The sequence below is a fragment of the Ruegeria sp. AL3 genome, assembly GCF_056536065.1.
The window spans coordinates 2886708-2913037 of sequence record NZ_JBQFJG010000001.1 but is presented as its reverse complement, the minus strand read 5'-3'; the positions used below and the strand labels follow the sequence as shown (position 1 = coordinate 2913037).

The 26330-nt window shown below is 59.7% G+C and carries 31 protein-coding genes; 20 read left to right on the top strand and 11 right to left on the bottom strand.

All coding sequences use genetic code 11. The annotated features are described in order from the left end of the window. Positions 1–125 precede the first annotated feature (125 nt). The 4 genes from bcoG (at position 126) to ACR3E6_RS14700 (ending at position 3649) form a co-directional block, all read left to right on the top strand. Positions 126–1040 carry a 3-dehydrocarnitine:acetyl-CoA trimethylamine transferase BcoG gene (gene bcoG, locus ACR3E6_RS14715; RefSeq protein WP_171631999.1) on the top strand — a complete coding sequence of 305 codons (915 nt, stop codon included), beginning with the start codon at positions 126–128 and terminating at the stop codon, positions 1038–1040. Between the two features lie 61 nt (positions 1041–1101). Further along, positions 1102–1419: a hypothetical protein gene (locus tag ACR3E6_RS14710; RefSeq protein ID WP_171723142.1), complete on the top strand. Its 318-nt coding sequence runs from the start codon at positions 1102–1104 to the stop codon at positions 1417–1419. 8 nt (positions 1420–1427) lie between these two features. After that, complete coding sequence (locus ACR3E6_RS14705) at positions 1428–2894, top strand: carnitine 3-dehydrogenase (protein ID WP_171632005.1); 1467 nt, start codon at positions 1428–1430, stop codon at positions 2892–2894. A 47-nt stretch (positions 2895–2941) separates the two neighbouring features. Next, the gene (locus ACR3E6_RS14700; protein WP_480488152.1) at positions 2942–3649 is read left to right on the top strand and encodes an SDR family oxidoreductase; all 708 of its coding nucleotides are present in this window, start codon (positions 2942–2944) and stop codon (positions 3647–3649) included. A gap of 1 nt (position 3650) precedes the next feature. Here the strand turns inward: ACR3E6_RS14700 and ACR3E6_RS14695 are convergent, their stop codons facing one another. Together ACR3E6_RS14695 and ACR3E6_RS14690 are read right to left on the bottom strand one after the other, a co-directional pair. Next, a complete protein-coding gene (locus ACR3E6_RS14695) occupies positions 3651–3833 on the bottom strand; it encodes a hypothetical protein (protein WP_117868740.1) in 183 nt (60 codons plus the stop codon). Between the two features lie 79 nt (positions 3834–3912). Next, positions 3913–4782, bottom strand: coding sequence for a helix-turn-helix domain-containing protein (locus tag ACR3E6_RS14690; RefSeq protein ID WP_171632011.1), 870 nt, complete (start codon positions 4780–4782; stop codon positions 3913–3915). A gap of 108 nt (positions 4783–4890) precedes the next feature. On the opposite strand from ACR3E6_RS14690, the gene ACR3E6_RS14685 reads away from it, so the two are divergent. From ACR3E6_RS14685 to ACR3E6_RS14675, 3 genes are read left to right on the top strand one after another with little or no spacing between them, the layout of a single operon-like run. Then, positions 4891–5094: a DUF2061 domain-containing protein gene (locus ACR3E6_RS14685; protein ID WP_171167827.1), complete on the top strand. Its 204-nt coding sequence runs from the start codon at positions 4891–4893 to the stop codon at positions 5092–5094. After that, positions 5087–5989 carry a fatty acid desaturase gene (locus ACR3E6_RS14680; RefSeq protein WP_480487770.1) on the top strand — a complete coding sequence of 301 codons (903 nt, stop codon included), beginning with the start codon at positions 5087–5089 and terminating at the stop codon, positions 5987–5989. The genes ACR3E6_RS14685 and ACR3E6_RS14680 overlap by 8 nt, the downstream gene beginning before the upstream one ends. 21 nt (positions 5990–6010) lie before the next feature. Continuing rightward, complete coding sequence (locus ACR3E6_RS14675) at positions 6011–6913, top strand: EamA family transporter (protein WP_480487768.1); 903 nt, start codon at positions 6011–6013, stop codon at positions 6911–6913. Here the strand turns inward: ACR3E6_RS14675 and ACR3E6_RS14670 are convergent. From ACR3E6_RS14670 to ACR3E6_RS14655, 4 genes are all read right to left on the bottom strand, one after another. Then, positions 6910–8256 carry a DEAD/DEAH box helicase gene (locus tag ACR3E6_RS14670; RefSeq protein WP_480487766.1) on the bottom strand — a complete coding sequence of 449 codons (1347 nt, stop codon included), beginning with the start codon at positions 8254–8256 and terminating at the stop codon, positions 6910–6912. The genes ACR3E6_RS14675 and ACR3E6_RS14670 overlap by 4 nt on opposite strands. A gap of 185 nt (positions 8257–8441) precedes the next feature. Further along, positions 8442–9371 carry a glycosyltransferase family 2 protein gene (locus ACR3E6_RS14665; RefSeq protein WP_480487764.1) on the bottom strand — a complete coding sequence of 310 codons (930 nt, stop codon included), beginning with the start codon at positions 9369–9371 and terminating at the stop codon, positions 8442–8444. Continuing rightward, positions 9368–10111, bottom strand: a complete 744-nt coding sequence (locus ACR3E6_RS14660) for a hypothetical protein (protein WP_480487762.1) — start codon at positions 10109–10111, stop codon at positions 9368–9370. The genes ACR3E6_RS14665 and ACR3E6_RS14660 overlap by 4 nt, the downstream gene beginning before the upstream one ends. 49 nt (positions 10112–10160) lie before the next feature. Beyond that, complete coding sequence (locus tag ACR3E6_RS14655) at positions 10161–11765, bottom strand: peptide chain release factor 3 (RefSeq protein WP_257598845.1); 1605 nt, start codon at positions 11763–11765, stop codon at positions 10161–10163. A 109-nt stretch (positions 11766–11874) separates the two neighbouring features. Between ACR3E6_RS14655 and ACR3E6_RS14650 the strand changes: the two genes are divergently transcribed. From ACR3E6_RS14650 to ACR3E6_RS14615, 8 genes are all read left to right on the top strand, one after another. Then, complete coding sequence (locus ACR3E6_RS14650; protein WP_171362741.1) at positions 11875–12237, top strand: nuclear transport factor 2 family protein; 363 nt, start codon at positions 11875–11877, stop codon at positions 12235–12237. A 73-nt stretch (positions 12238–12310) separates the two neighbouring features. Further along, a complete protein-coding gene (locus ACR3E6_RS14645) occupies positions 12311–13090 on the top strand; it encodes an SDR family oxidoreductase (protein WP_480487759.1) in 780 nt (259 codons plus the stop codon). 2 nt (positions 13091–13092) lie between these two features. Then, entirely contained in the window at positions 13093–14205 is a 1113-nt protein-coding gene (locus ACR3E6_RS14640; protein WP_480487758.1) for a hypothetical protein, read from the top strand. A gap of 106 nt (positions 14206–14311) precedes the next feature. Continuing rightward, the gene (locus tag ACR3E6_RS14635) at positions 14312–15361 is read left to right on the top strand and encodes a methyltransferase domain-containing protein (RefSeq protein ID WP_480487756.1); all 1050 of its coding nucleotides are present in this window, start codon (positions 14312–14314) and stop codon (positions 15359–15361) included. An 80-nt stretch (positions 15362–15441) separates the two neighbouring features. Continuing rightward, on the top strand, positions 15442–16536 hold the full coding sequence (locus ACR3E6_RS14630) for an ABC transporter ATP-binding protein (RefSeq protein WP_171115602.1): 1095 nt from the start codon (positions 15442–15444) through the stop codon (positions 16534–16536). 114 nt (positions 16537–16650) lie between these two features. Further along, the gene (surE, locus tag ACR3E6_RS14625; RefSeq protein ID WP_480487754.1) at positions 16651–17433 is read left to right on the top strand and encodes a 5'/3'-nucleotidase SurE; all 783 of its coding nucleotides are present in this window, start codon (positions 16651–16653) and stop codon (positions 17431–17433) included. Continuing rightward, positions 17430–18080 (top strand): protein-L-isoaspartate(D-aspartate) O-methyltransferase, encoded by a 651-nt coding sequence (locus ACR3E6_RS14620; protein ID WP_152458180.1) that lies wholly within the window; start codon positions 17430–17432, stop codon positions 18078–18080. Before surE ends, ACR3E6_RS14620 begins: the two co-directional genes overlap by 4 nt. Positions 18081–18143: 63 nt before the next feature. Next, complete coding sequence (locus tag ACR3E6_RS14615) at positions 18144–19310, top strand: LysM peptidoglycan-binding domain-containing protein (RefSeq protein WP_171723149.1); 1167 nt, start codon at positions 18144–18146, stop codon at positions 19308–19310. Positions 19311–19368: 58 nt separating this feature from the next. Here the strand turns inward: ACR3E6_RS14615 and ACR3E6_RS14610 are convergent, their stop codons facing one another. Both ACR3E6_RS14610 and ACR3E6_RS14605 read right to left on the bottom strand, forming a co-directional pair. Next, positions 19369–20040 carry a helix-turn-helix transcriptional regulator gene (locus tag ACR3E6_RS14610; RefSeq protein ID WP_171167846.1) on the bottom strand — a complete coding sequence of 224 codons (672 nt, stop codon included), beginning with the start codon at positions 20038–20040 and terminating at the stop codon, positions 19369–19371. 21 nt (positions 20041–20061) lie between these two features. Next, complete coding sequence (locus ACR3E6_RS14605; protein ID WP_171231525.1) at positions 20062–20367, bottom strand: hypothetical protein; 306 nt, start codon at positions 20365–20367, stop codon at positions 20062–20064. Between the two features lie 222 nt (positions 20368–20589). Between ACR3E6_RS14605 and ACR3E6_RS14600 the strand changes: the two genes are divergently transcribed. From ACR3E6_RS14600 to ACR3E6_RS14585, 4 genes are all read left to right on the top strand, one after another. Next, positions 20590–20805, top strand: coding sequence for a twin-arginine translocase TatA/TatE family subunit (locus ACR3E6_RS14600; protein WP_152458176.1), 216 nt, complete (start codon positions 20590–20592; stop codon positions 20803–20805). Between the two features lie 6 nt (positions 20806–20811). After that, on the top strand, positions 20812–21270 hold the full coding sequence (gene tatB, locus ACR3E6_RS14595) for a Sec-independent protein translocase protein TatB (RefSeq protein WP_152458175.1): 459 nt from the start codon (positions 20812–20814) through the stop codon (positions 21268–21270). Continuing rightward, positions 21267–22148, top strand: a complete 882-nt coding sequence (gene tatC, locus ACR3E6_RS14590; RefSeq protein WP_171362748.1) for a twin-arginine translocase subunit TatC — start codon at positions 21267–21269, stop codon at positions 22146–22148. The genes tatB and tatC overlap by 4 nt, the downstream gene beginning before the upstream one ends. A gap of 116 nt (positions 22149–22264) precedes the next feature. Then, a complete protein-coding gene (locus tag ACR3E6_RS14585; RefSeq protein WP_171723150.1) occupies positions 22265–23107 on the top strand; it encodes an ATP-binding protein in 843 nt (280 codons plus the stop codon). Positions 23108–23167: 60 nt separating this feature from the next. Here ACR3E6_RS14585 and ACR3E6_RS14580 read toward each other — a convergent pair whose 3' ends face one another. Together ACR3E6_RS14580 and ACR3E6_RS14575 are read right to left on the bottom strand one after the other, a co-directional pair. Then, positions 23168–23812 carry an SDR family NAD(P)-dependent oxidoreductase gene (locus ACR3E6_RS14580; protein WP_171632046.1) on the bottom strand — a complete coding sequence of 215 codons (645 nt, stop codon included), beginning with the start codon at positions 23810–23812 and terminating at the stop codon, positions 23168–23170. 42 nt (positions 23813–23854) lie between these two features. Next, entirely contained in the window at positions 23855–24103 is a 249-nt protein-coding gene (locus ACR3E6_RS14575; RefSeq protein WP_152458171.1) for a hypothetical protein, read from the bottom strand. Here ACR3E6_RS14575 and ACR3E6_RS14570 point away from each other — a divergent pair. Further along, positions 24102–24377 (top strand): hypothetical protein, encoded by a 276-nt coding sequence (locus ACR3E6_RS14570; protein ID WP_209832917.1) that lies wholly within the window; start codon positions 24102–24104, stop codon positions 24375–24377. The two genes, ACR3E6_RS14575 and ACR3E6_RS14570, sit on opposite strands and share 2 nt — an antisense overlap. 24 nt (positions 24378–24401) lie before the next feature. Here the strand turns inward: ACR3E6_RS14570 and purF are convergent, their stop codons facing one another. Then, complete coding sequence (gene purF, locus ACR3E6_RS14565; protein ID WP_480487749.1) at positions 24402–25925, bottom strand: amidophosphoribosyltransferase; 1524 nt, start codon at positions 25923–25925, stop codon at positions 24402–24404. Positions 25926–26330 lie beyond the last annotated feature (405 nt).

Sequence of the window (26330 nt, the reverse complement as noted above, 5' to 3'; positions counted from 1 at the left end):
ATTCGCATTCTGCCAAGTGGTTTTCCCAAAGCTGCGCCAGAGTCGGGGCAGAACGCAAATCGGAATCCGGGGAGAAGCCTGGGGAAAACCCAAGGCAAAACCGGGTATAACTTGGGGAAAACGCCATGCCTCTGGAAATGAACCGCGAAGTCTTCATCACCTGCGCCGTGACCGGCTCGGGCGGGACACAGGATCGCAGCCCTCATGTGCCACGTTCACCGAAGCAAATTGCCGACAGTGCGATTGCCGCCGCGAAGGCAGGTGCGGCCGTGGTGCACTGCCATGTGCGCGACCCCGAAACAGGCGCCCCGTCGCGCGATCTGGCGCTGTATCGTGAGGTGACCGATCGGATTCGGGATGCCGAGGTGGACGCAGTGCTGAACCTTACGGCTGGCATGGGCGGAGACATGGTGTTCGGCGGCATCGAAAACCCGCTGCCACTGGCCCAGGCAGGAACAGATCTGGTTGGCGCGACCGAGCGTGTGGCGCATGTGGCCGAATGTCTGCCCGAAATCTGCACGCTGGATTGCGGCACGATGAACTTTGCCGAGGCGGATTACGTCATGACCAACACGCCCGGCGCGTTGCGGGCTATGGGGCAGATGATGACCGATTTGGGCGTGAAACCCGAGATCGAGGCCTTTGACACCGGCCATCTGTGGTTTGCCAAGCAACTGGTGAAAGAGGGAATTCTAGAACCCAACGCCCTGGTTCAACTGTGCATGGGCGTGCCGTGGGGCGCGCCGGATGATCTGAACACCTTCATGGCGATGGTAAACAACGTGCCCGATGACTGGACCTTCAGCGCGTTCTCGCTGGGGCGGCATCAGATGGCCTATGTGGCGGCCTCGGTGCTGGCGGGCGGCAATGTGCGCGTGGGACTCGAAGACAACCTGTGGCTGGACAAGGGTGTGCTGGCCGAAAACTGGCAATTGGTCGAACGCGCAGGCACCATCATCGAGAACATGGGCGCGCGGGTGATCGGGCCGCAGGAAGTGCGTGAGAAGCTGGGGCTGGTCAAACGGGCGCCCAAAGGTTGACCTGTTTGCGTCCCTTGCCATGACCGGTAAGTGCAGGGGTGCCAGCAAAAGGAAGTGAGCAATGCGATCGGTGCTTGTAATCTGCGCGACGGTTCTGGCCGTATGTCTGCCCCGGGTCGGGGTGGCACAGACCGCGGAAGACCCTTTGGCCCGCAAGGACTGCGAAGCCAAAGGGGGAAGCTATGAGAAGGGCGGGCGGATACGGCAGTTTATCTGCTTTGAACCTTTGCCCGACGCTGGAAGCTCCTGTGAAAAAGCCTCTGACTGCGCAGGGTTCTGCCTGTCGGACACCAAACAATGCAGCGCGGTGACACCGCAATTCGGATGCATTCCGCATTTGGATGAGGCGGGGCGCGCGCAGGTAATCTGTATCGATTAGAGGACAGCATGACAAAGACGGCAGCAATTATCGGGGGCGGTGTCATCGGCGGCGGATGGGCCGCACGGTTCCTGCTCAATGGCTGGGACGTTCGGGTGTTCGACCCGGACCCTGAAGCAGAACGCAAAATAGGCGAAGTGCTGGACAATGCGCGGCGATCCCTGCCGGGGCTGAGTGACGTTCCATTACCGGCCGAGGGCGCGCTGAGCTTTCATGGTGACATGGCCGACGCCGTACAGGGCGCGACGTGGATCCAGGAAAGCGTGCCAGAGCGGCTGGACTTGAAGCTGAAGGTTTACAAGGGCTTGCAAGAGGACTGTGATCCAGATGCGATCATCGGGTCATCGACCAGCGGGTTCAAACCATCCGAGCTTCAGGACGGTGCTTTGCGGCCCGAACAGATCGTCGTGACGCACCCGTTCAACCCAGTCTATCTGCTGCCGCTGATCGAGCTGGTGCCGACCGACAAAAACCCACCGGAGATGATTGAACGGGCCAGGGAATTGCTGACCTCGGTTGGTTTCTTTCCGCTGCATGTCAAGAAAGAGATCGACGCGCATATCGCCGACCGCTTTCTGGAAGCCGTCTGGCGCGAGGCGCTCTGGCTGGTCAAGGATGGCATTGCCACCACCGAAGAAATCGACGAGGCGATCCGAATGGGCTTTGGCATCCGCTGGGCACAGATGGGATTGTTCGAAACCTACCGCGTGGCCGGAGGTGAAGCGGGAATGCGGCACTTCATGGCTCAGTTCGGGCCAGCCTTGAAATGGCCCTGGACCAAACTGATGGACGTGCCGGAATTCACCGATGAACTGGTCGACCTGATCGCCGATCAGTCAGACGCGCAATCCGGAATGCATTCAATCCGGGAACTGGAACGCATTCGCGACAACAATCTTGTTGGCATGATGCGGGCCCTCAAGGCGCAGAATTATGGTGCGGGGGCGGTGCTGAACCAGCATGATGCGCTGTTGAAACCGGGTGCCCTGCCGTCGCTGGATCAGGCGGATCTGAGCCAGCCGATCCTGACCCTGTCCCGCGCCGTTCCATTGGACTGGACGGATTACAACGGCCACATGAACGAAGCCAAGTATCTGGAAGCCTTTGCGGCCGCCACGGACCGTTTCATGGAGATCATCGGTTGCGATATGGAGTATATCGCGTCGGGTGGCAGCTATTTCACTGCCGAGAACCACATCCGTTACATCGACGAGGTCCATGCAGGGGCGAAGATCGACGTGCGCACGCAGATGCTGTTGGGGCAGGGCAAGAAGCTGCATGTCTTTCACAGCATGTATGAAGGCGACAAGCTGTTGGCCACGGGCGAGAGCTTTCTGCTGCACGTCAGCCTTGAAACCCGCCGTCCCAGCCCGCCGTCGCCCAGGATCGAAGCCGCGATGGCGCGGATTGCCGAGGCACAGGCCGGTTTGCCTTATCCTGAAGGGGCGGGTGCTGCCATTCGGACGCCATCGTGACCCGGCGCGTATTGGTAACGGCTGGGGCATCGGGTGTCGGTCATGCCATGGCCGCGGCGTTTGACGCTGCTGGCTATGATGTCTGGGTGACGGATATTGACCAGTCAGCCCTGGATATCTTGCCCGACCATTGGGTGGTGCGCAGGGCTGATGTGACAAATGAGGCCGACATGAGAGCGGTGTTTCAGGCTGTCGGGGCCGCAGGCGGGCTGGATGTTCTGTGCGCAAATGCCGGAATCGCCGGGCCGACCAGCGCGATCGAGGATATCGATCTGGATGCATGGCGCGCCTGCGTCGCGGTCAATCTGGACGGGGCCTTTTTGGCCGCCAAGCACGCAGCCCCTATGATGAAGTCGGCGCGGGCGGGCAGCATCATTCTGACCTCTTCGACCGCCGGTCAGTACGGCTATCCGTTCCGAGCGCCTTATGCCTCGGCCAAATGGGCGGTCATAGGGTTGATGAAAACGCTGGCGATGGAACTTGGGCCACTGGGCATTCGCGCAAACGCCATTTGCCCGGGTGCCGTGGAGGGCCCGCGCATGGAAGGTGTCTTGGCCCGAGAGGCAGCCGCCAAAGGCATGACCCGCGATGAGGTCTATCAGGGCTATGCCTCGGGCACCTCTATGGGGCGCTTCGTGGAAGCGCAGGATATCGCCAATATGGCCGTCTTTCTGGCTTCGGACGCAGCGCGGCTGGTGTCTGGGCAGGTGATTGCGGTGGATGGGCACACGGTCAATCCCGACCCAAAACTGTAGGTCAGCCCTGATTTGGTCCTCGGATCTGGCGGATGGTCTGACGGACCGCCTGCCAATCCTGCGCCTCTTTCTGGTTTCCGGCGGCTTCGCATTCACGCATTTTCTGCGCGGCTTCCGCCTCGGCCCGGTCTCCGTGCGCGGCATACAGCGCGCGCGCGTATTGAGCGGTTTGAATTGCGTCCATTCCTGTGGTCCTCCGTTTGTGATCGGAATGCCCGTTGGTTCGCGCCAAGGGACGATAGCACAGGTTTTGCGCCGCTGCATCAATTCTTGCCGGATACAGCCGTTCTGAGTTGTCGCAAGTGGTCCGGGAAGTCGCGGGCGGCCACATCGGCCTCGCGCACAAGTGTGTCGAAGTGCCGTGAAAACGTCTCGATCCGGTCCCGGTCTCGGAACGCCATATAGTGACTGCCTGCATAAAAAACGCACAGCAGCGGCCCGAAAATCGTTACAGGGGCTGAATAAAGCCGTTTGGCATCGAACAGATAGACACGCATTCGGGGATAAAGCTGTTCACACAGCTCCAGCAGATGATCGATCTGCTCCTGACGAATTTCCGGGCAAAGGCCATGGTAATATCCCGTGCCGCTTGCAAAGCTTTCAATCTCGAACAATGGCATTGCAATTTCGTAATCAGACTGCGCACTGCGCATCCAGGCCAACCTGTCTTCGGACGCACCGATGGCCTGATCCGCCGTGCGCCCCAGATGGGGGGCATATTCCCACTCCAGCACCGCGCGCGTCTTGAGCATGTCGGGCAGGGTGGCGGGAACATAGCGGATCTTGTACCCGGCGGCTTCTTTGTGCCAGTCGAAAATCCGCTCATCGACCAGGGCGCGGGGCGCTTCGGTAATGGACAGGGAACTGGCCAGAATCTCTGCCGCGCTTTCCGGCCTGTCGGACAGGCCCAGCAACCAGTCGGCCGAAACGCCCAGTGCCGCGGCGCAGCCACCCACAACATGCGCATTGGGAAGACGCGCGCCATGATCGGTCAACAACTGAGATACGGTTGATCGGTCCACGCCGATATGGCGCGCAAGCGCGCTTTGGCTGACGTGACGGTCCTCCATCGCGCGGGCAAGGCGTAGGCGGAATTGAGCGGCGCGGTCGCGTTTGTCGATATTTTCCTGCATAAGATGAAAAATATCACAAGTGATGAGTTTTGTTAATCATATACAGAATTTTCAGCACGCGCACTGAACGGTAACCCCTTTGTAAAAGCAAAAAGAATGGGGTTCGAAATGGAAACGCGGCGAAGATCTGTCGTGAAAGCAATCGTGTGGAATGTCATGGGGCTGGCGACCATGACGCTGGTGGGCCTGATCGCCACAGGCTCGGCCGCCGTCGGCGGGGCATTGGCGCTGGTGAATACCGCCATCGGCCTGACGCTTTACATTGTCTATGAAAGAATTTGGGCCGGAGTTTCGTGGGGGCGCAATGGCTGAGCCCTCGACACCCAAGTCGCCCGAATGGGGTACATTTGCCCTGATCGTCGGCTGCTATGCCGCATGGCTGGTCGGGCTGTTCTGGTTGGCGGATGTTTCGCTGTGGTTGACGGCGCTGGTTTTGGGCTTTGTTGCCGCCCTGCATTCGTCTTTGACACACGAAGCCCTGCATGGGCACCCGTTCCGAGCCAAATGGCTGAATGAGGCGCTGATGGCGCTGCCGCTGACCTTGGCCATTCCGTATAACCGTTTTCGCGATCTGCATTTGGCGCATCATCAGGATGCCACTTTGACCGACCCGTATGACGACCCCGAATCCAACTATCTGGATCCCAAGGTTTGGGCGGACCTGCCGCGCGGCGTGCAGGCTGTGCTGGCCCTGAACAACACGCTTCTGGGGCGGATGGTTCTGGGTCCGGCCATTGGGCAGGTGCTGTTTCTGCGCGACGAATGGCGGGGGCTGCGGCGCGGCGACAGGGCGATCCTGCTGGCCTGGACTTTGCACATCCCCGGCGCGGTTGCGGTGCTGTGGATCGTTGCACAATCGGCCATGCCGATCTGGGCCTATCTGATTTCGGCCTATATCGGGCTGGCGTTGCTGAAGATCCGCACGTTTCTGGAACACCGCGCGCACGAGAAGTCCCGCGCGCGGACCGTTATTATCGAAGACAGCGGGCCGTTGGCGTTTCTGTTTCTGAACAACAACCTGCATGTTGTACATCATATGAATCCCGCCGCGCCATGGTATCGGCTGCCGTCGTTGTATCGGGATGGCAAAGACAGGTATCTGGCCTGCAATGAGGCGTATGTTTACCGCTCTTATGCACAGATCTTCCGGCAGTACCTTCTACGCGCCAAGGACCCGGTGCCGCATCCGCTCTGGCCAAAGTCTTGATTTGACGACACAACAGGTGACATGAGTCTCTGGATCCCTGTCACCATCGCCGCCGCCAGTTTTCAGACTGTGCGGTTCATGCTGCAAAAATCCTTGAGCAGCGTGAAACTGTCCGCCGCCGGCGCGACCTTTGCGCGATTTGCGTATTCCATGCCGCTGGCCGTTGCCGGGCTGTTTGTGGCGATGCTGACAACGGGCGCCAGCTTGCCTCTGATTGGCGGAGTGTTCTGGCTGTACGCTGTCATCGGAGGCACGGCGCAAATCCTGGCGACGATCTGTGTTGTGGCGTTGTTCAAACAACGAAACTTTGCGGTCGGGATCACCTTCAAGAAAACCGAAGTCATTCAGACCGCGATCGTCGGCTTTCTGGTTTTGGGCGACAGCGTTTCCAGCGGCGCGCTGGTTGCGATCTTGTTGGGGTTGATGGCGGTGCTTTTGCTGTCGAAAACCCCCGGAGGAGGCGGCGCCTGGTGGCGGCATCTGACCAACCGCGCGTCCCAATTGGGGCTTGGATCAGGGGTTTTGTTTGCGTTCTCCGCCGTCAGCTATCGCGGGGCCTCGTTGCAATTGGGTGATGTCGACGCCTGGTTCCGGGCATTGATCACCCTGGCCGCCGTCGTGACGTTTCAGTTCGTCAGCATGGGCCTGTGGCTGTTGTGGCGCGACCGGGCCGAACTGCGCGCGGTGTGGCAGACCCGATCCACCGGCGTGTTTGTCGGCCTGACCAGTCTGGGCGGTTCGTTTTGTTGGTTCTGGGCCTTCACCCTGCAAAACGCAGCCTATGTCAAAGCGCTGGGGCAGGTAGAGCTGATCTTCAGCCTGATGGCCTCGATCCTGTTTTTCCGCGAGACGATCACCCGGCGAGAAATCGCCGGGATGTTGCTGTTGGGTGTCTCGATACTGGCCATGGTGCTGGCGATTTAGCCGGCACGACGCTCGTCAAAGCTCAGGGCAATAAAGCTGGGCAGGTGATCGCCCATACCCACCACGGCCCGGCCATTGTCTTCCTTGCGCCCACGGCCACGCCCTTTGGGCTCTCGCTCTTTCCGGGTGTCTTTCCTGGCTTCGAAGTCCCGGGCTTTTTTCTCGGGCTTCGGCTTTTCAGGCTTGGGCTCTTCCTTGACCGGATTGTCGATGCGCGGGATGTCCTTCTGGATCAGCTTTTCGATCGCAGCCAGGGCTTTTTCATCGCGGACCGAGCAGATCGTGATGGCCTTGCCTTCGCGCCCGGCGCGACCGGTGCGGCCGATACGGTGCACGTAATCCTCGGGGTGGCCGGGGACGTCGAAATTGAACACGTGGCTGACGGCTGGAACATCCAGACCGCGCGCAGCGACGTCGGACGCAACCAGCAGACGCAATGATCCGTCGCGGAACCCGTCCAGCGTCTTCATCCGTTGCGATTGGTCCAGATCGCCATGGATCGCGGCAGCGTCATAGCCGTATTTCTTCAGCGATTTCGCACAGATATCGACATCTGTCTTGCGGTTGCAGAAGATGATTGCATTGGTGCACTTTTCGCCCTCTGCGTCGATCAAGGCGCGCAGCACGTTGCGTTTCTGGCTTGCTTCACGGTCCCGACGGCCGCCTTTGAACATGACAACGCCCTGTTCGATCGTCTCGGATGCAGTCGCTTGCCGGGCGACTTCAACCCGGGCAGGGGCGGACAGGAAAGTATCCGTGATGCGCTCGATCTCGGAAGCCATGGTCGCCGAGAAGAACAATGTCTGCCGCGTGAACGGCGTCAGCGAGAAGATGCGTTCGATATCAGGAATAAAGCCCATATCCAGCATCCGGTCGGCTTCGTCCACCACCATGATCTGAACACCGGTCAGCAGCAGCTTGCCACGTTCGAAATGGTCCAGCAGGCGGCCCGGAGTTGCGATCAGAACGTCGACGCCGCGGTCGATCAGCGCCTCTTGCTCTTTGAAGCTGACACCGCCGATCAACAACGCCTTGGTCAGTTTCAGGTGCTTTGTATAGGTGTCGAAATTCTCGGCCACCTGAGCAGCCAGTTCCCGCGTCGGACACAGGACCAGCGAGCGCGGCATGCGCGCGCGGGCGCGGCCACGGGCCAGCAGGGTGATCATCGGCAGTGTGAAGCTGGCGGTCTTGCCAGTGCCGGTCTGGGCAATCCCCAAGACATCACGGCCTTCCAGAGCGGGCGGAATCGCGCCTTCCTGGATCGGAGTGGGGGATTCGTATCCGGCCTCTTCAATGGCTTTGAGGACCTTCGGGTTCAGGTTCAGTTCGTTGAATTTTGTCATGTATGTCCGGTTTTTGCGGACACTTGACCAGGCCCGCGCGTCAAAGATGTGCCGGGCCCGGATGGCCATGCGCGTAATGCGACATTTCGGCTTGTACGCGGACATAACAAAAACGTTGATCGGGGTCAAATGAAGAGAATTTCACCTGTCCCTGCCTGTTGTCTGCGGTGAATTTCAGCAACAATTCAGCAACTTCCGGGAAAGTGTTTCTGTAGTTTTTCGTCCAGGTTCAAAGGGCGGTGGCGCAGCAGGCCGTGGCGTTCCAGGTTGGCGCGCACCTCTGCGTCCGCGCCGCTCATTTCATTGTAGAACGCGCGCAGCCCGTCCATGCCCTGTTCGGCCTCGATCCAGTTGAGCAGTTCATTCTTGTTCAGCCCGCCCTGTTCGCGCGGAACATTCGGAGCCATGCCGGCCTGATACGAGCCACGATCCATGCGGAACTGGTAATGTGCTATCCAGTGGTTCCAGTCCGGCGCATGACGATGGCACAGATCGATCTGGGCAAGCTCGAATTTGCAGGGCAGCAGCACCTTGTTCTGAAACAGGTTGTGGATGCGGATGCTTAGGTTTTTCAAGCCGGTGCGCACGAACAGCTTTCCCTGAACGTGACTCAGGAAACCGCCCATGACGAAGGCGCCGTAATTCGGGTAAATGGTCTCGACCAGCGCTTCGCGGTTCGGGCCACGCGGGATATGAGCTTTGTACAGGTCATCGCCCCCGGCCAAGGCCTCCAACGGGCGGACACGCACCACGGGAACCGTGTCTGGAACATCGCGCAGAACATCAGAAATGGGGGCCGCCGGCCAAAGAAACTCATCCACATCGATATGTGTCAACCAATCCAGCCGGGTGTTTCGATAGGCAAAAGTGGCGTGAACCGACTGGCGCACCTGATGCTTTTCCGGTCGTGCGCGTCCGCGTTTTTCCCAAAAGGCGTCATCACAGTTACGGACCCGGACCTTGGGATGCATTCTCAGGGCCCTGAACGTGCGGCGGTTGGGTTCGTCCATGTAGATATACATGAAATCCGCCCCCAGTTCGAGGTGATGGGCCACGAACCGAAGGACGTCTTCGGTTGGTCCCCGGACCATGGACACAATGCCCCAGGTGGTCATTTGTGCGGTGCGCGGGCGTCGCGCATGCGTTTCAGGCGTCGAAAAAGTCCACCTGGGTCCTTGTTCAATTGGATCATCAGGTGATCCACCAGCGGCGCAATCGTGGGATCATTCATCGCCTTGGTCCAGATCGGAGCGATGAGATTGACGTCAAGCCCGCCTTTTTCAAAGGAAAAGCCTTTCATCTGATAGGGCAGCGGGACGTGGTTCCTGTCCTTGAACTGAAACGGCGTTTCCGGGGCCAGCCCCGAGAAGAGCCGCTCGAACTCATACAGCTTCATCATGCTGAAGAACACGCGCAAGGCATGTCCGACCTCGCGCTGTGTCGGCGTTTGACCGTGATCCGCAAAAGTCTGAACAGACGACACCAGCCAACGCAGGTCGAGGGCGGAAAGAAGATGGTCGGATTGTTCGTCCCACAACCGGCAGAACAGCGCAGGGGCCTGACGCGGAAAGGAGCGTTTTCTGAGGTTCGAGATCAGCTGGGCGTTCAGGAAGGCAAGCTCTGATTTCCCGACGAATTCCCGCGCGATCTGAACGTGTTTGCGATCCCAGGTGGTGTTGCGCCCGGGCGGCAATTCGGTGGCGCTGTCGGGCACGATGCGTTTTGCCAGATCATCCAGATCGACGTCAGGCCCGGGCAGGGTCAGGGTGCCGAACTGAAACGGGCTGCGCCGGTTCTCATAGCTGTCCAGCATGTCGGGCAGGCCACCGGGATAGGTCAGTTCGTCGTCACTCATGCCGGCAGGATTGCACAGCCAAACCTGCCTGTGCAATCAGACAGTTGCCTCAGGTCATCATCTCTTTTGTCGCAGTCAGGTTCAGCGCGGGATAGTCACGGATCACCCGGTCGATATCCCATTGCAGGCGGGTCAGATAGACAATGTCGCCGTCATGGTCATGGGCGATGTGCTGTTTGTTGGCATTCACGAATTTTTCGACTTCGGCCTTGTCACCGCTGACCCAACGCGCCGAGGTGAACTGCGAGGCCTCGAACCGCACCGGCAGGCCATATTCCATCTCGATCCGGCTGGCGAGCACTTCGAACTGCAACGCGCCCACGACCCCCACGATAAAGCCCGAACCGATCGAAGGCTTGAACACCTTGGCCGCACCTTCCTCGGCGAACTGCATCAGGGCTTTTTCCAGATGCTTGGCCTTCATCGGATCGCCGGCGCGGACGCCTTGCAGCAGTTCCGGCGCAAACGACGGGATGCCGGTCACCCGCAGCGCTTCGCCTTCGGTCAGCGTGTCGCCGATGCGCAGTTGCCCGTGGTTGGGAATGCCGATGATATCTCCGGCCCAGGCCTCTTCCGCCAGTTCGCGGTCAGAGGCCAGGAACAGAACCGGGTTCGAGATCGCCATCGGTTTCTTGCTGCGCACATGGGTCAGCTTCATGCCGCGCTTGAAGTGGCCGCTGGCCATGCGGACAAAGGCCACCCGGTCGCGGTGCTTGGGGTCCATGTTGGCCTGAACCTTGAACACAAACCCTGCGACTTTCTTTTCATCCGGGGATATCTGGCGCGGTTCGGCGGATTGAACCTGTGGCTGCGGGCCATAGGCGCCGATGCCTTCCATCAGTTCCTTGACGCCGAACGAGTTGATCGCTGAACCGAACCAGATCGGGGTCATGTGGCCTTCCAGCACCGCCTGCGGGTCAAGTGCGGGCAGCAGCTCGCGGGCCATCTCGACCTCTTCCAGCAGTTTGTCCAGCAGATGCTCGGGCACGTGTTCGGCCAGTTTGGGGTCGTCCAGCCCGTTGATCTCGATGCTTTCGGCCACCTTGTTGCGGTCGGCGCGGTCCATCAGTTCCAGCCGGTCGCGCAGCATGTCATAGCAGCCGATGAAGTCGCGCCCCACGCCGATGGGCCAGGCGGCGGGCGTGACGTCGATGGCCAACATTTCCTGAATTTCGTCGATGATCTCGAACGTGTCGCGGCTTTCGCGGTCCATCTTGTTACAGAAGGTCAGGATCGGCAGATCGCGCAGGCGGCAGACCTCGAACAGTTTCTGTGTCTGGCTTTCCACACCTTTCGCGCCGTCGATCACCATGACGGCCGCGTCCACGGCTGTCAGCGTGCGATAGGTGTCTTCCGAGAAATCGCTGTGGCCGGGTGTATCCACCAGGTTGAACCGGAAGTTCCCATAGTCGAACGACATCGCCGAGGCCGAGACCGAGATGCCGCGATCCTTTTCCATCTGCATGAAGTCCGACCGGGTCCGCCGCGCCTCGCCCTTGGCACGCACCTGACCGGCCATCTGGATCGCGCCCCCGTACAGCAGGAACTTTTCCGTCAGCGTAGTCTTTCCCGCATCAGGGTGCGAGATGATGGCGAATGTCCGGCGCCGGGCGATCTCGGGCGGCAGGGTGGGTTGGTTCGAGGTATCAAGCATGAGCGCGCGTATATGCGGGGAATCCTGCCGAAGCAAGACAAAGGGTCTGGTACGAATCATGGGTCTGTGGCAAAAAGAACATATAGTGAACAAATGATGGAGTGGATCAATGAATTTGAAAGAGATTGCCGATGAACTCGTGGCTGGTTGCCGGGAAGACCGGGCCAAAGAAAACCTGTCCAAGCTGTATGCGCCGGATGCGGTGTCGGTCGAAGGGCAGGATTTTCAGGGAATGGGTCGGGAAACCAAAGGAATCGACGCCATCCGTGGCAAGCATGAGTGGTGGGAAAGCGCGCATGAAGTGTCTGGTGCGTCTGTCAGCGATCCGCTTCCTCATGGCGACGACCGTTTTGCCGTGATTTTCGAAGTGCAGGGTACCGTGAAGGAAACCGGCGAAGCGTTCGATATGCGCGAAGTGGGTGTTTATCACGTCGCCGACGGCAAGATCATCCGGGAAGAGTTCTTCTATTGATCGATGATCCGCTTCTGGTCTTCCCTGTCTGGCCGGTGCTAGACATGCGGCGATGACTGACAGGGAGGATCCGATGGATCTGGGAATTCAAGGAAAACGCGCGCTGGTCTGTGCCAGCAGCAAAGGCTTGGGTCTTGGCTGCGCCGAGGCGCTTGCCGCGGCTGGCGTGAATCTGGTGATGAACGCACGCGGCCCCGAGGTGTTGGAGGCTGAAGCCGCACGCCTGCGGTCAGAGCACGGCGTTGAGGTGCAGACCGTGGCCTGCGACGTGACCACGCCCGACGGTCAGGCGCAGGTGATCGAGGCCGCGCAGGGCGTTGATATACTTGTGACAAATGCCGGCGGACCGCCGCCCGGATCGTGGTCGGACTGGGAGCGTGATGATTTCATCAAGGCGCTGGATGCCAACATGTTGACGCCGATTGCATTTATGAAGGCCCTGCTTCCCGGAATGATGGAAAAGGGTTGGGGCCGGGTGGTGAATATCACCTCGCAATCCGTGCGTGCGCCAATTGCGGTTCTGGGCCTGTCAAACGCGGCGCGTACAGGTCTGACGGGCTATGTGGCCGGAACCTCGCGTCAGGTGGCGCTACACGGGGTGACCATCAACAACCTGCTTCCGGGCATCCATGCCACGGACCGAGCGGATTCTCTGGACAGCGGTGTGGCGGCGCAACAGGGTATTTCAATTGACGAAGCGCGTTCCAACCGAGCGGCGACGATCCCGGTCAGGCGCTATGGTTCGCGGCAGGAGTTTGGTGCGACCTGCGCGTTTCTGTGTTCGCAACATGCGGGCTTCATCGTTGGCCAGAATATCCTGCTGGACGGCGGTGCGACCAACCTGACGATGTGATCATGGCGCAGGGGTTTTCGTTGAAAGATCAGTTGTTCAACGCTGAGAAAGTCCGCTTTCTCAGCGACTTGTTCTTGGATGCTGAACCGGGCTTCGACGCCTCTGCGTTTCAGGCACAGGTCATGTCGCGCCTGCCTGAACTGGAACTGAAACAGCGTATGAGCTGGATCGCGACATGCCTGCAACAGGCCGTGCCGGGCGACTTGCCGACAGTCGCCCCGGTGATTTTACGGTCTTTGCCGCCTCCGCTGGACCCTGCCAGATCGGATGATGATTTTGGCGATTTCATTTTCGCGCCGCTGGGTGAATGGGTCGCGGCCATCGGGCTGGATCACGTCGATCTGTCTCTGGATGTGTTGGAGGAGCTGACGCAGCGGTTTTCGATGGAATGGGCCATTCGGCCTTTCCTGAACCATGCCCCAGACAGGGTGCTTGGGCGGATGCAGGACTGGTGTACCCACGGCAGCTATCACGTGCGCCGATTGGTCAGCGAGGGAACGCGGCCCCGTCTGCCATGGGGGCAGGGCATCGGTCTGGGTCTGACGGACCCGTTGCCGCTGTTGGACAGGTTGCACGGCGATCCAACCCGGTATGTGACGCGGTCGGTGGCCAACCATTTGAATGATATCACCAAGAAAGACCCGAGCCTGGTGCTGGGGCGTCTGGACAAGTGGCGCACCGAGGCGCGACAGACCGCGGCAGAGCTGGAGTGGATGACCTCTCATACGCTGCGCGGATTGGTCAAGGCCGGGCACCCTGAGGCGATGAAGATGCTGGGATATGACCCTGATGCGGATATCGCCGTGACAATTGATCTGAGTTCCGAGGCCCGTATCGGCGAAGCGCTGGAGTTTTCCGTTGATCTGACCGGGGCAGGGAAACAACCGGTTCTGGTGGATTATATTATTTATTTTCAGCGCCCTGCGGGAAAAACATCACCCAGGGTGTACAAGCTGAAACAGGCGGCTTTGAACAACGGCAGGCTCACGTTGGCCAAGCGTCACAGGCTGAAGGGTGATGCCTCTACCTTCAGGCTGATCCCCGGCGCGCATCGGCTTGAGGTTCAGGTGAACGGCGTTGTCCGTGCCGGTGTGGACTTTGAGTTGCTGGAGTAGTTGGGTGCAGGAACACTCACGCTTTCGTCAGAACGACCGTGGCCGGATTGCGAATGCAAGGCCACTGCACTAGCTGCGTACAGGCTAGCATGACGGGGAAGCAGCGATGAAACACGATTCGGTACGAAATTATTATGGTGAAGTTCTGCAAAGCAGTGCGGACTTGCAGACCAACGCCTGTTGCACGCCGGACGACATGCCGGATCATCTCAAGCGGATTTTGTCCAGGATTCATGACGATGTGCTGACCCGATATTACGGGTGCGGTCTGATCGCGCCTCTGGATCTCGAGGGCATGTCGATCCTCGATCTTGGCTGTGGGGCGGGGCGCGACGTCTATGCGCTGTCTGCCATGGTTGGTGAAAAGGGCCGGGTCGTCGGTGTGGACATGACGCCCGAACAACTGGACGTTGCCCGCGCGCATCAGGACTATCACGTCCAAGCCTTTGGGCACGCCAAAAGCAATGTGGAATTCCATCACGGCTATATCGAGACGCTGGAGGAACTGGATCTGGAACCCGGATCGTTCGACATCATCGTCTCGAACTGCGTCATCAACCTGGCGACCGACAAGGATGCCGTGCTGCGCGGCGCGCATCGGTTGCTGAAAGAAGGCGGCGAGATGTATTTCTCGGACGTCTATGCCGACCGCCGTGTCCCGCAGGCGATGGCCGCGGATGAGGTTCTGTATGGCGAATGTCTGTCGGGTGCATTGTACTGGAATGACTTTCTGTCGATGGCGCGCAAGGCAGGTTTCGGTGATCCGCGCCGGGTGACGCACCGCCCGCTGACCATCGAGAATCCTGCGCTGGAGGATCGTGTTGCCCCGCTCAGATTCCTGTCGGCGACCTACCGTCTGTTCAAGCTGCCGGAGCTGGAACCGGCCTGCGAGGATTACGGCCAGGCGGTGGTCTACAAAGGCACCGTTCCCAACGCGCCGCATGCGTTTGTTCTGGACGATCACCATGTCATCGAAGCCGGCAAGGTCTTTCCGGTCTGCGGCAATACCTGGATGATGCTGCGGGACACGCGGTTTGCCCGCCATTTCGACTTTATTGGCGATTTTTCCACCCATTTCGGCATTTTCGAAGGCTGCGGCGGCGAAAGCCCGTTCGAGGCAACAGGCGAAACCGCATCATCCGGCGGTTGCTGCTGATCTCTTGCACCTGAAGGGCGGGGTTGCTATCCCCGCCCAAGCCCGATGGATTTGATCGGGAAAGGCAATGGGGTCCATCGGTGACAGGTAACGCAACTCCTCCGCGTCTGGAAATTCGCAACATTGTTCGCCGGTTCGAAGGGCGGGTCGTTGTGGATGACGTGTCTTTGACGGTGCAGGCCGGCAAGGTGACCTGTTTGCTGGGGCCGTCAGGTTGCGGGAAATCCACCACCCTGCGCATGATTGCCGGGGTCGAGATGCAGGACTCGGGCGAGATTTACGTCGATGGCAAACTGATCTGCGACACCGTGTTTCGGGTACCCCCGGAACGGCGCGAGATCGGGTTGATGTTTCAGGACTTTGCGCTGTTTCCTCATCTGAGCGTGGCCAACAACGTGGCCTTTGGCCTGAAAGGCAGCAAGGACGAAAAACGAGCCCGGGTCGAAGAGCTTTTGCGCAAAGTGGACCTGATGCGGTTCATCGACGGGTTCCCACATCAGCTGTCTGGCGGCGAGCAACAACGTGTGGCCCTGGCCCGCGCTTTGGCGCCACGGCCCCGGATCATGCTGATGGACGAGCCCTTTTCGGGCCTCGACAACCGTCTGCGCGACGGTATTCGGGATGAGACGCTGTCCATTCTCAAGGAAGAGGATGCGGCCGTTCTGCTGGTCACGCATGAACCGGAAGAGGCGATGCGGATGGCGGATGAGATCGCGCTGATGCGGCGCGGCAAGATCGTCCAGCAGGGCGCGCCATACAATGTCTATACCCGGCCGGCGGACAAGGCTGCCGTGGCCTTTTTCAGTGATGTCAACGTGTTGCGGGCGCAGGTGAACGGAGCGCTGGCAGACACGCCGTTCGGCCAGTTTCTGGCACCGGGTATTCCGGATGGAACGGATGTCGAGATCGTATTTCGCCCCCAGCATGTCAAACTGGATTTCGACCGTAACGGCAAGGGCCCGCTGCCGACCGCAACTGATGGCGTTGCCGCGCGGGGCGTGGTCGAGCGCGCGCGTTTTCTGGGAAACGAAAGCCTGGTCGAGTTTCGCATGGACTACGACGGCTCGATCCTCAGGGCGACGGTCCCCAATGTCTTTGTGCCCAATCCGGGCCGTGTCATGTGGCTGACCATTCGTCGCGACAAATGTTTCGTTTTCCCCGAGGCGCAGAGTTAACCTCGCGATTTCCGTGCAAGTGGTGCGCGAAAGCCTCAGATTGCAGGGTCGCGTCGCTTGCCGCATCGCGGGGCTGGGTCTATCAAGGGCCAAACGCGGGGGTAAATCGGGCACATGCGTATTCTTCTGACCAATGATGACGGGATCAACGCTCCGGGCTTGATCACGCTGGAGGCGATCGCTGCCGAACTGGCAGGTCCGGATGGTGAGGTCTGGGTGGTCGCGCCCGCCTTTGAACAATCGGGTGTTGGGCATTGCATCAGCTATACCCATCCCACGATGATCGCCAAGTTGGGCGAACGGCGTTATGCGGCGGAAGGGTCGCCTGCGGATTGTGTGTTGGCGGGGCTGCATGACGTGATGTCAGACTGCCCGCCGGATCTGGTCCTGTCCGGCGTGAACCGGGGCAACAACTCGGCCGAGAACACGCTTTATTCGGGCACTATCGGCGGCGCGATGGAAGCGGCGCTGCAGGGGGTTCCTGCGATTGCTCTGTCACAGTATTTCGGCCCGCAAAATCTGGGGCTGGACGACCCGTTCGAGGCTGCCGTGCGGTTCGGGGCCGATCTGGTCCGGCGTATTATGGATGCAACCCCGGTCGAGCAGGGCGATTACCGCCTGTTTTACAACGTGAACTTCCCCCCTGTTCCGGCAGATGAAGTGCGCGGTACGCGCGTTGCCGCGCAGGGATTCCGGCGCGACACGCATTTTACGGTCGAGCCGCACAGCTCGCCCTCGGGGCGGCGGTTCCTGTGGATCAAGGGTGGCTATCAGCATAACCCGACTGCGCCGGGAACGGATGCTGCGGTCAATCTGGAAGGCTATATCTCGGTTACACCGATGCGCGCCGACTTGACCGCATATGACATGCTGGAGACATTGAAGGCGGTCGAATGAGCGGACTGGACCCGGAAACCGTGATGCAGTTCCTGTTTGCCCTGCGCAAACGGGGGGTCACGGATGCGCGCGTTCTGGAGGCAATGGAACAGGTTGATCGGGGCCGCTTTGTCACCGGCCTGTTCGCAGATCGCGCTTACGAGGACATGCCATTGCCGATCTCCTGCGGTCAGACGATCAGTCAGCCGTCGGTCGTTGGTCTCATGACGCAGGCGCTGGACGTTCGGCCGCGCGATACCGTGCTCGAGATCGGAACCGGGTCAGGTTACCAGGCCGCAATCCTGTCGAAACTGGCGCGCAGGGTCTATACGGTCGAACGCCATCGGCGGCTGGTCAGCGAGACAGGGAAGCTTTTTGCCGATCTGGGGCTTACGAATATCACGGCCATGTTGTCGGATGGATCCTTTGGCTTGCCGGAACAGGCTCCGTTTGATCGGATCATCGTGACGGCCGCAGCCGAAGACCCTCCGGGACCGCTCTTGGCGCAGCTGAAAATCGGGGGTATTATGGTATTACCCGTGGGTCAGTCGGACACGGTGCAGCAGTTGATCAAAGTAACGCGCACCGAGGCCGGCCTGGACTATGAAGAATTGACGTCGGTCCGTTTCGTGCCCCTGCTTGAGGGGCTTGGCAAGGACGAGGCGTAACAGGCTTGATAAATTTGGTCGCCGGAACCCCGGACAACAGGGGCGGGCGTTGAGGACAGTATTATGAGTGCAGTATCCAAATCAGCTATGCGTCGCTGCGCGACCGGAGTGGCCGCTCTGGCCATTCTGGCCGGGTGTGAGGGGCCACTGGATTACGACCTGCGCGGTCAGGTCGGCGGATTTTCGACCACTGATGCAGTGCAGTCGGCAACAACGTCGCGCCCGTCGCCCGACAGCCGGGGGGTGATAACCTATCCGAACTACCAGGTTGTCGTGGCCCGACGCGGCGACACGGTGCGCGATGTTGCCGCGCGTGTCGGCCTGCCCGAGGGTGAGCTGTCGCGGTTCAACGGCCTTCAGACAACCGATACCCTGCGAGAGGGCGAAGTTCTGGCCTTGCCGCGTTCGGTAGGTGCAGGCAGTGGCGTAGATATCGCATCAGTTGCCGGAGCCGCCATTGATCAGGCCCCTGAAACGGGGGGCGTCCGGACGACGACGCTGGAGCCCGCCAAGCCAGCCCCGGCGCCCGTCGCAAGCGGGCCGGAACCTGTCCGCCACAAGGTCAAGCGCGGCGAGACGGCGTACACAATTTCGCGCCTCTATCAGGTTCCGGTGGAATCGCTGGCGGAATGGAACGGCCTGGGGTCCGACTTCACCGTGCGTGAAGGTCAGTTTCTGTTGATCCCGGTCAAGAACCAATCCGCGCCACGTCAAAGCGCTGCTGCAACGGCACCGGTTGCGGCCACCGAGGTAACGGAGCCGGGGCGGGGGTCGCCGACGCCGACGCCTCCAAGTGCCACGCAGCCCTTGCCCGACGAAAAGGTCGCGCCGCGCGCTGAAGCCCCTGATGTGACGGCCGAAGCCCCGACAAACACGCGATCTACGGCCCTGTCCCTGCCGGTCAGCGGCACCATCATCCGCGGCTATAAAAAGGGCAAGAACGAAGGTATCGACATCGCTGCGGCCCCCGGCACAGCCGTCACCGCGGCTGAGGCCGGAACCGTAGCGGCGATTACCGCGGACGCGGATCAGGTTCCGATCATCGTGGTCAAACACAAAAACGATCTGCTGACGGTCTATGCCAATGTTGATGGCATCACCGTCAAGAAAGGGGATCGTGTACGCCGTGGACAAAAGCTGGCGCAGTTGAGGGGCGGAGACGATGCCTATGTGCATTTCGAGGTGCGCAAAGGGTTTGAATCAGTGGATCCAGATCCCTACCTGAAATGATACATCGCTCGTTTCGGGCTGTGCCTCTGCCCGAAACACTTCTGAATACGGCTGCCTGTCAGGCGTTTGGGTCGTAGTCGCTCAGGCGTTTTCCTGGCTCGTCTGCGAAGATCTCTGGCAGCGGCGAGACGGATTCGATCAGGTCGATACGGAAGACACGGAAACCGTTTCGCAATTCGCACCATGCGGTAAGTGTCCAGACCCGTCCCCAGTATTCCATATGCAAGGGACGGATTGTGCGTTCAGTCAGAACGCCGTCAATGCGGCGGTAGGACAGCCGAAGCTTTTGGCGTGATTTGATGGCGGCGCGGATCGGAGCCATATGTGCAAGCCCGCGGGCTGCATCTGCAAAAGGGTAGACCGCGAATTTCCAGCTATCGGCTTCGGCCACAACCTGTGTGGGCAGAACGGCATCGATCTTGTCTGCCAGAGAGTTCGCGGCGGCTTTCAGGTCTGGATCTGCGGCTTCGGCCACGATCGCCATGCCGAGGTTCAGGGCCTCAAGCTCGGCCGGGGTCAGATTCAGCGGCGGCAGGGTGATCTGCTCGCGCACCATGTAACCCACACCCCGCTCTCCTTCGACAGGAACACCCGAGGCGACCAGCGTGTCCATGTCGCGATAGATGGTACGGACCGACACTTCCAGCCGGTCCGCGATGTCCTGCGCGCGGTGCAGTTTTCCGTCGCGCAGGATCTGGATGATATCGAACAGGCGGTCAGTTCGGCGCATGACACACCGTCCGGACCGCGCCTAGGCAGTCATGTTCCATAATACAGCCTCATGGCGCATCTGAACGCTTTCAGGGTTGATGGCCGCCATCATGCCTGCTGCACATTCCTGTTGCGGGAACTGTGCCGCAGCGTCCTGCGCGGCCTTCATGTCCGTCCAGACGACATAGTCGGTCCAGCGACCGTCTGCGCCTTGGCTGAGCTGTCGATGGGCAAAGCCAGGTGCGCTGCGAACAAAGGCTTCGGATGCCTTGCTGAGCTTTACAAACTCTTCAGGGGTGGTGCCGTTGGCAAGAGTGAAGGTGACGATTTCAGCAACATGGGTCATGTGAGTCTCCGTTGACCAGGTTTCGATGCCATCGTTCTAGCCACTTCCAACTGACATAAACCTGTCAGTTGGAAAATGCGAGCCCATAGTTTTTTGCAGATGAGGTCAATTTTCGCCCTCAATCTGTGCCGGATCCCTTTTGGGACAGGGCCTGGCGGCGTAAACACGGACCCAGTTCATATTCCCGGCGCACAAGGGCGCCGATGAAAAAGGAGAAATGAGATGCTGAACAATATTGGCCTTCCCGGTCTTCTGCTGATCGCCGTTGTGGTTCTGGTTCTGTTTGGCCGCGGCAAGATCAGCTCGCTGATGGGCGAAGTCGGCAAAGGCATCACCGCGTTCAAGAAGGGTGTGAAGGACGGTTCGGAAGAACTGGAACAGGACGCGTCGGAACTGGCCAAGGACGTGACGCCTGAAACCGAGAAAGACAAGGCGTAAGCGCAGATGTTTGATCTGGGCTGGACCGAACTTCTGGTCATCGGCATTGTCGCCCTGATCGTTGTCGGGCCGAAGGACCTGCCGGTTTTGTTCCGCAATGTCGGGCGGTTTGTCGGCAAGGCCCGTGGCATGGCACGCGAATTCAGCAGCGCCATGAACGAGGCCGCCGATCAGGCCGGTGTGAACGAGATCAAGAAAGGTCTCAACGCCGCCGCGAATCCGGTTGGTTCGGCCATGGACGGCGTGAAACAAGCCGCGCAGGATATGGCAAAAAGCATGGATCCCACCAAGTTCGATCCTGACAGCGAAACCGGTAAACTGGCAGCCGAGCGAGCCGAACAGGCCAAGAAAATTCAGGCCTCAACGGCCCGCGCTGCCGCCGAGCGCAAGGCCAAGGAAGCTGCCGAGGCCCTGGCCAAGGCCGAAGAAGCCGAAGCGGCGCTGAAGACTGAAGGCGAAACATGACCAAGACCGACGAGATCGAAGATACCTCGGCCCCATTGATCGAGCACCTGGCCGAGCTGCGTACGCGGTTGATCCACTGCGTCGTGGCTTTTCTGGTCGGGATGATCATCTGCTTTACGGTGGCCACGCCGATCTTCAATTTTCTGACCAACCCTTTGTGTGAGGTCCTGACCGAGCGCGGACAGGATTGCGGCCTGATCTTCATCTCGCCGCAGGAAGGGTTCTTTGTCGCGATCAAGGTTTCGCTTTTGGGGGGCTTCATTCTGGCGTTTCCCTATATCGGGATGCAGATGTGGCGCTTTGTGGCTCCGGGCCTCTACAAGTCAGAGAAGAATGCGTTTCTGCCCTTCATGCTGGCTTCGCCCTTCATGTTCCTTCTGGGCGCCAGCTTTGCTTTCTATGTCGTCACGCCCCTGGCCTATGACTTCTTCCTTGGGTTCCAGCAATTCGGCGCTGAAGGCGAGGCCGTGGCCGATGGCGCGACGGCCGCGCCGCTGAGCGTGGTGTTTCAGGGTTCGGCACAGGAATACCTGAACCTGACGATCAAGTTCATCGTGGCCTTTGGGCTGTGCTTCCAATTGCCGGTTCTTCTGACCCTCATGGGCAAGGCAGGTCTGGTCAGCGCCGAGGGTCTGGGGGCCGTGCGCAAATATGCGGTGGTCGGCATTCTGGTGCTGGCGGCGATCGTGACGCCTCCTGACGTGATCACGCAGATTATCCTTTTTGTGGTGGTCTATGGCCTATATGAGATTTCGATCTTCCTGGTGGCCCGGGTTGAAAGGAAGCGGGAAGAGCAGTTGCGGGCTGAAGGTTACTACGACGATGAAGAAGCCGAAGCGGACGAAGATCTGATGCGGGAATTCGAAGACGACAAGTAACCTGCTGAAACAACAGCCGAGGCGCGCCCCGTTCGGGCGCACCTTTTTCGTTCGCGGGCCTTGTTGCGCCAATCAGAACATGCTTTGAACCGATCCGTATCTGACCGGAGAAGCCGATGGACGACCAAGCCCTGAACCGTATTGCTGCCGCGTTGGAGCGCATGGCGCCGGCGCCTTTGGCCACACCGGATTTCAATGCGGCCCCGGCCTTTGTCTGGCATGTGGAACCGGAACGCCTGGAACCGGTCGAACAGATCAATCGCGTCGATCTGGATCTGCTGGTCGGCATAAATCGGTCGCGCGACACGTTACTTGACAACACCCGCCGCTTCGCGGCCGGCTACAAGGCAAACAATGCACTGTTGTGGGGCGCGCGCGGGATGGGCAAATCCAGCCTCGTAAAGGCCGTCCACGGCACGCTGAGCGCAGATCATCCTGACCTGAAGCTTGTGGAACTACAGCGCGAGGATATGGCCTCGGTCGCGCGTCTGCTGAACCACCTGCGCGCGGCGCCTTATCGGTTCATCCTGTTTTGCGACGACCTCTCGTTCAGTCACGATGACCAGCATTACAAATCGCTCAAGGCCGTTCTGGATGGCGGTATCGAAGGTCGCCCGGAAAACGTGGTGTTCTACGCGACCTCGAACCGCCGTCACCTGATGCCGCGGGACATGATTGAAAATGAACGTTCCAGCGCCATCAACCCGTCAGAGGCGGTCGAGGAAAAGGTATCACTGTCCGACCGCTTCGGTCTGTGGCTGGGATTCCACCCCTGCGATCAGGACGAATATCTTGCCATGATCGACCGCTATTGTGCCGCCTATGGCGTTTCGGTCGATGCCGAAATCCTGCGCGCCGAAGCAATTGAATGGCAGGCCACGCGCGGATCGCGTTCAGGCCGTGTCGCGTGGCAGTTCTTCGTCGATCTGGCCGGGCGGAACGGCGTTCATATCGCCTGATTCCAGCTTCATCTGGCTAAAAATATCCCCGCCGGAGGCATGGCCCGTCAGGGCCATTTCCTAAAGCAGCGCCAGGATCCGCGCAGCTTCATCTGCGGTGCTCGTCAGTGCATCGCGATCTTCGCCCGGGTGGAACCGGGCACGCACGGCGGTCGGCATCGGTGCTGGTTCCACGATCGAAACGCGCGGACCGGTTCGTTCGGTCTCGGCCGCCCAACTGCGGGCCAGCGCCATTTGCGCGGCCTTGGTGGCACCATAGATGCCATAGAACTTGTGACCGGCTTTCGGGTCATCGAAAAACACCGCGTGGCCGTTTTCACCCAGCAGCGGCGCGACATATGGGATCAGGACCGAGGTTGCGTTTGCATTCGTGTTGACTGCCTTGGTCCATTCCTTGGGGTCAACGAAATGTACCGGTGTCAGCGCCGAAGTGTGAATGGCCGTATGCAACCACAAATCCACCTTGCCCCAACGGTCATGGATCCCGCGACACAGGGTTGCCATCGCGTTCGGATCGGTGATGTCCATCGGTGCCAGCGTGGCAGAGCCACCCTTGGCCTTGATGCGATCGTCCAGTTCTTCCAGCCCGCCAGTGGTCCGGGCGACGGCGACAATGTGGTATTCGGGCGCCAGCGCTTCGGCCAGGGCAGCGCCCAGCCCGCGCGAGGCTCCGGTTATCAGGGCGATTTTGGTCGTATCGGTCATGCCTGCGGTTTGAACCCCCGCGCGCGGGGCGTCAAGATGTGATCAGCCGCCGGGGATGGCGATACGCCGGGTCTGGCCGCTTTGTCGCAGCATTATGCCATGCTCATCAATCGCGATAACTGTACCCGAGGCAACGCGGCTTCCGGGTTTTACTTCTTTCACGCGGCCTGATGACAGGCGCATCAGGGCGCGCATATCCGCTTTCGGCCCGAATACGCCCAGAACCGAGACGGAATTCTTCTTCAGCGCGCCCCGCTGTGTGGCCGCGCTTTGGACTTTGGCGTTTGACATGATCCGCGGACCGGGCTGTGGCCCGGACCCCTTTTTGAGTGAGTGGTCGCGGCCGGATAGCAAAACGCTCAAGCGAACAAAAGCGCTGCACGGACAGGTGTCATCACGATTTGGCGCCCTTGAAAAAAGCCCTTGTGATTGCGTGGAATTCGCCGACTGGTTGTGGCAGATTTCCACTCATTCACATCCCATGACAGCAATCAAGCCGGTCGACAGCTATCGGTTGGCCGGGATGTTCCGCCGTTTTGATTCGCTTTTCAGAATGGAAAACTGACTGTGTCAGTCCCGTTTCGTCCGCTCAGCCCGAGACCAGTTTCGCCGCGTTCCAAGACTCGCCCGGAACCTGCATGTCGGCGCGCTTCTGGCTGACACGGCTGCTGTTCTCCAGATTGTCCAGATAACCTTCGCTGACGCTGCCCGTGATGTACTTGCCGTCAAAACAGGAACAGTCGAAGGCTTCGATCTCGGGATTGCCCTCCTTGGCGGCCCAGATCAGATCTTCCAGGTGCTGATAGAACAGGGCGTCGGCACCCAGTTCTTCGCGGATCTCTTCGATTTCCTTGCCGTTCGCGATCAGTTCGGCCTTGGTTGGCATGTCTATACCGTAGACATTGGGGTATTTCACCGGCGGCGAGGCGCTGGCGACATAGACCTTCTTGGCCCCGGCATCGCGGCACATCTGAACGATCTTCTTGATGGTGTTGCCCCGTACGATGGAATCGTCGATCAGCAGAACACTGTGGCCGTCAAATTCCAGCGGCACGGCATTCAGCTTGCGGCGGACGGATTTCTGCCGCTCTGCCTGACCCGGCATGATGAACGTACGCCCGACATACCGGTTTTTCACCAGCCCTTCGCGATAGGGGATGCCGGTGATCTTTGCGGCTTCCAGGGCCACGGGGCGGGCGCTGTCGGGCACCGGGATGATCCGATCGATTTCCAGCCCCGAGTCCTGAATCTGTTTTGCCAGCGTCTGGCCCATGCGCATCTGCGTCTTGTAAACCGAAACACCGTCCAGCAAAGAATCCGGGCGCGCCAGGTAGACATACTCGAATATGCAGGGCGTCAGCTTTCCCTCGACCGCCTGAAACTCGTGCATGTTGCCGTCCAGATCGATCAGGATCGCCTCACCCGGGCGAAGATCACGCAGCTTTTGAAAGCCGTTGATGCCAAAGGCCACGTCTTCCGAGGCAAAGGCAAAATCATCACCGTCTCCGTCCACTTCGCGTTTGGCGACCGAAAGTGGGCGAATACCAAACGGATCGCGGAAGGCCAACATACCGACACCCGCGACCAGACAGATCACGGAATAGGCGCCCTGAACGCGTTCCATCGTCATCTTCACACCGGCAAACAGATTGCGGATGGGTTCGCCGTTGCCATTCACCTTGATCGCGTCCGCCACTTTGTCGGCCAGCACGTTCAGAAGGATTTCAGAGTCTGACGTGGTGCGCAGGTGACGGCTGTATTTGCCGGTAACCTTTTCGCGCTGTTCGGCGGTGTTGGTGATGTTGCCGTTGTGAACCAGATAGATGCCGTAAGGGGCGTTCACGAAAAAGGGCTGCGCCTCGGCCGCGCTGAGGGACCCCGCCGTCGGATAGCGCACATGCCCCATGCCCACACGACCCAACAGGGTTTCTGCATCCTGGGCGTTGAACACATCCTTTACCAGACCGTTGGCCTTCTTTTCCCGGAAGAATTCGCCGTTGTAGGTCACGATCCCTGAGGCATCCTGACCCCGGTGCTGCAACATCAGCAGCCCGTCATAGATTTCGGCAAACACATCATGTGTCCGGCTTGCGATTCCCAAAATCCCACACATTTAAGGGGCTCCAACTTCTATGACGATTTGACCTGAGGGTTGACCGCCGTTCGGCATCGGATCCTCTGCAAGGCGCGTGCGGTCGGTTTGGTGGCAGGCGACAAAGACGCCAATAGGGCGACCATCACAACGACCAGCGCGCATTCGAACAGAAAGAACAAGATCGGTGGCTCCGATTCCGTGGCGGGTTGGCCTCCACATAATGCCTAATGGCGTGGCTGTCATCAAAGGATCACACTCACCTATTGCCGCAGGTCGGGATTTCGCGGATCGGGGCAGGGTCAGGAAGAAGATGACATGTGCAATCAAATGTGCTGTCATGCCAATTAATATGTGCAAAACAGGATGGGTGAAGCACGCAAAGGGCCGGAATGTGGCAACATAAACCTCAAAAGAAGCAGGACC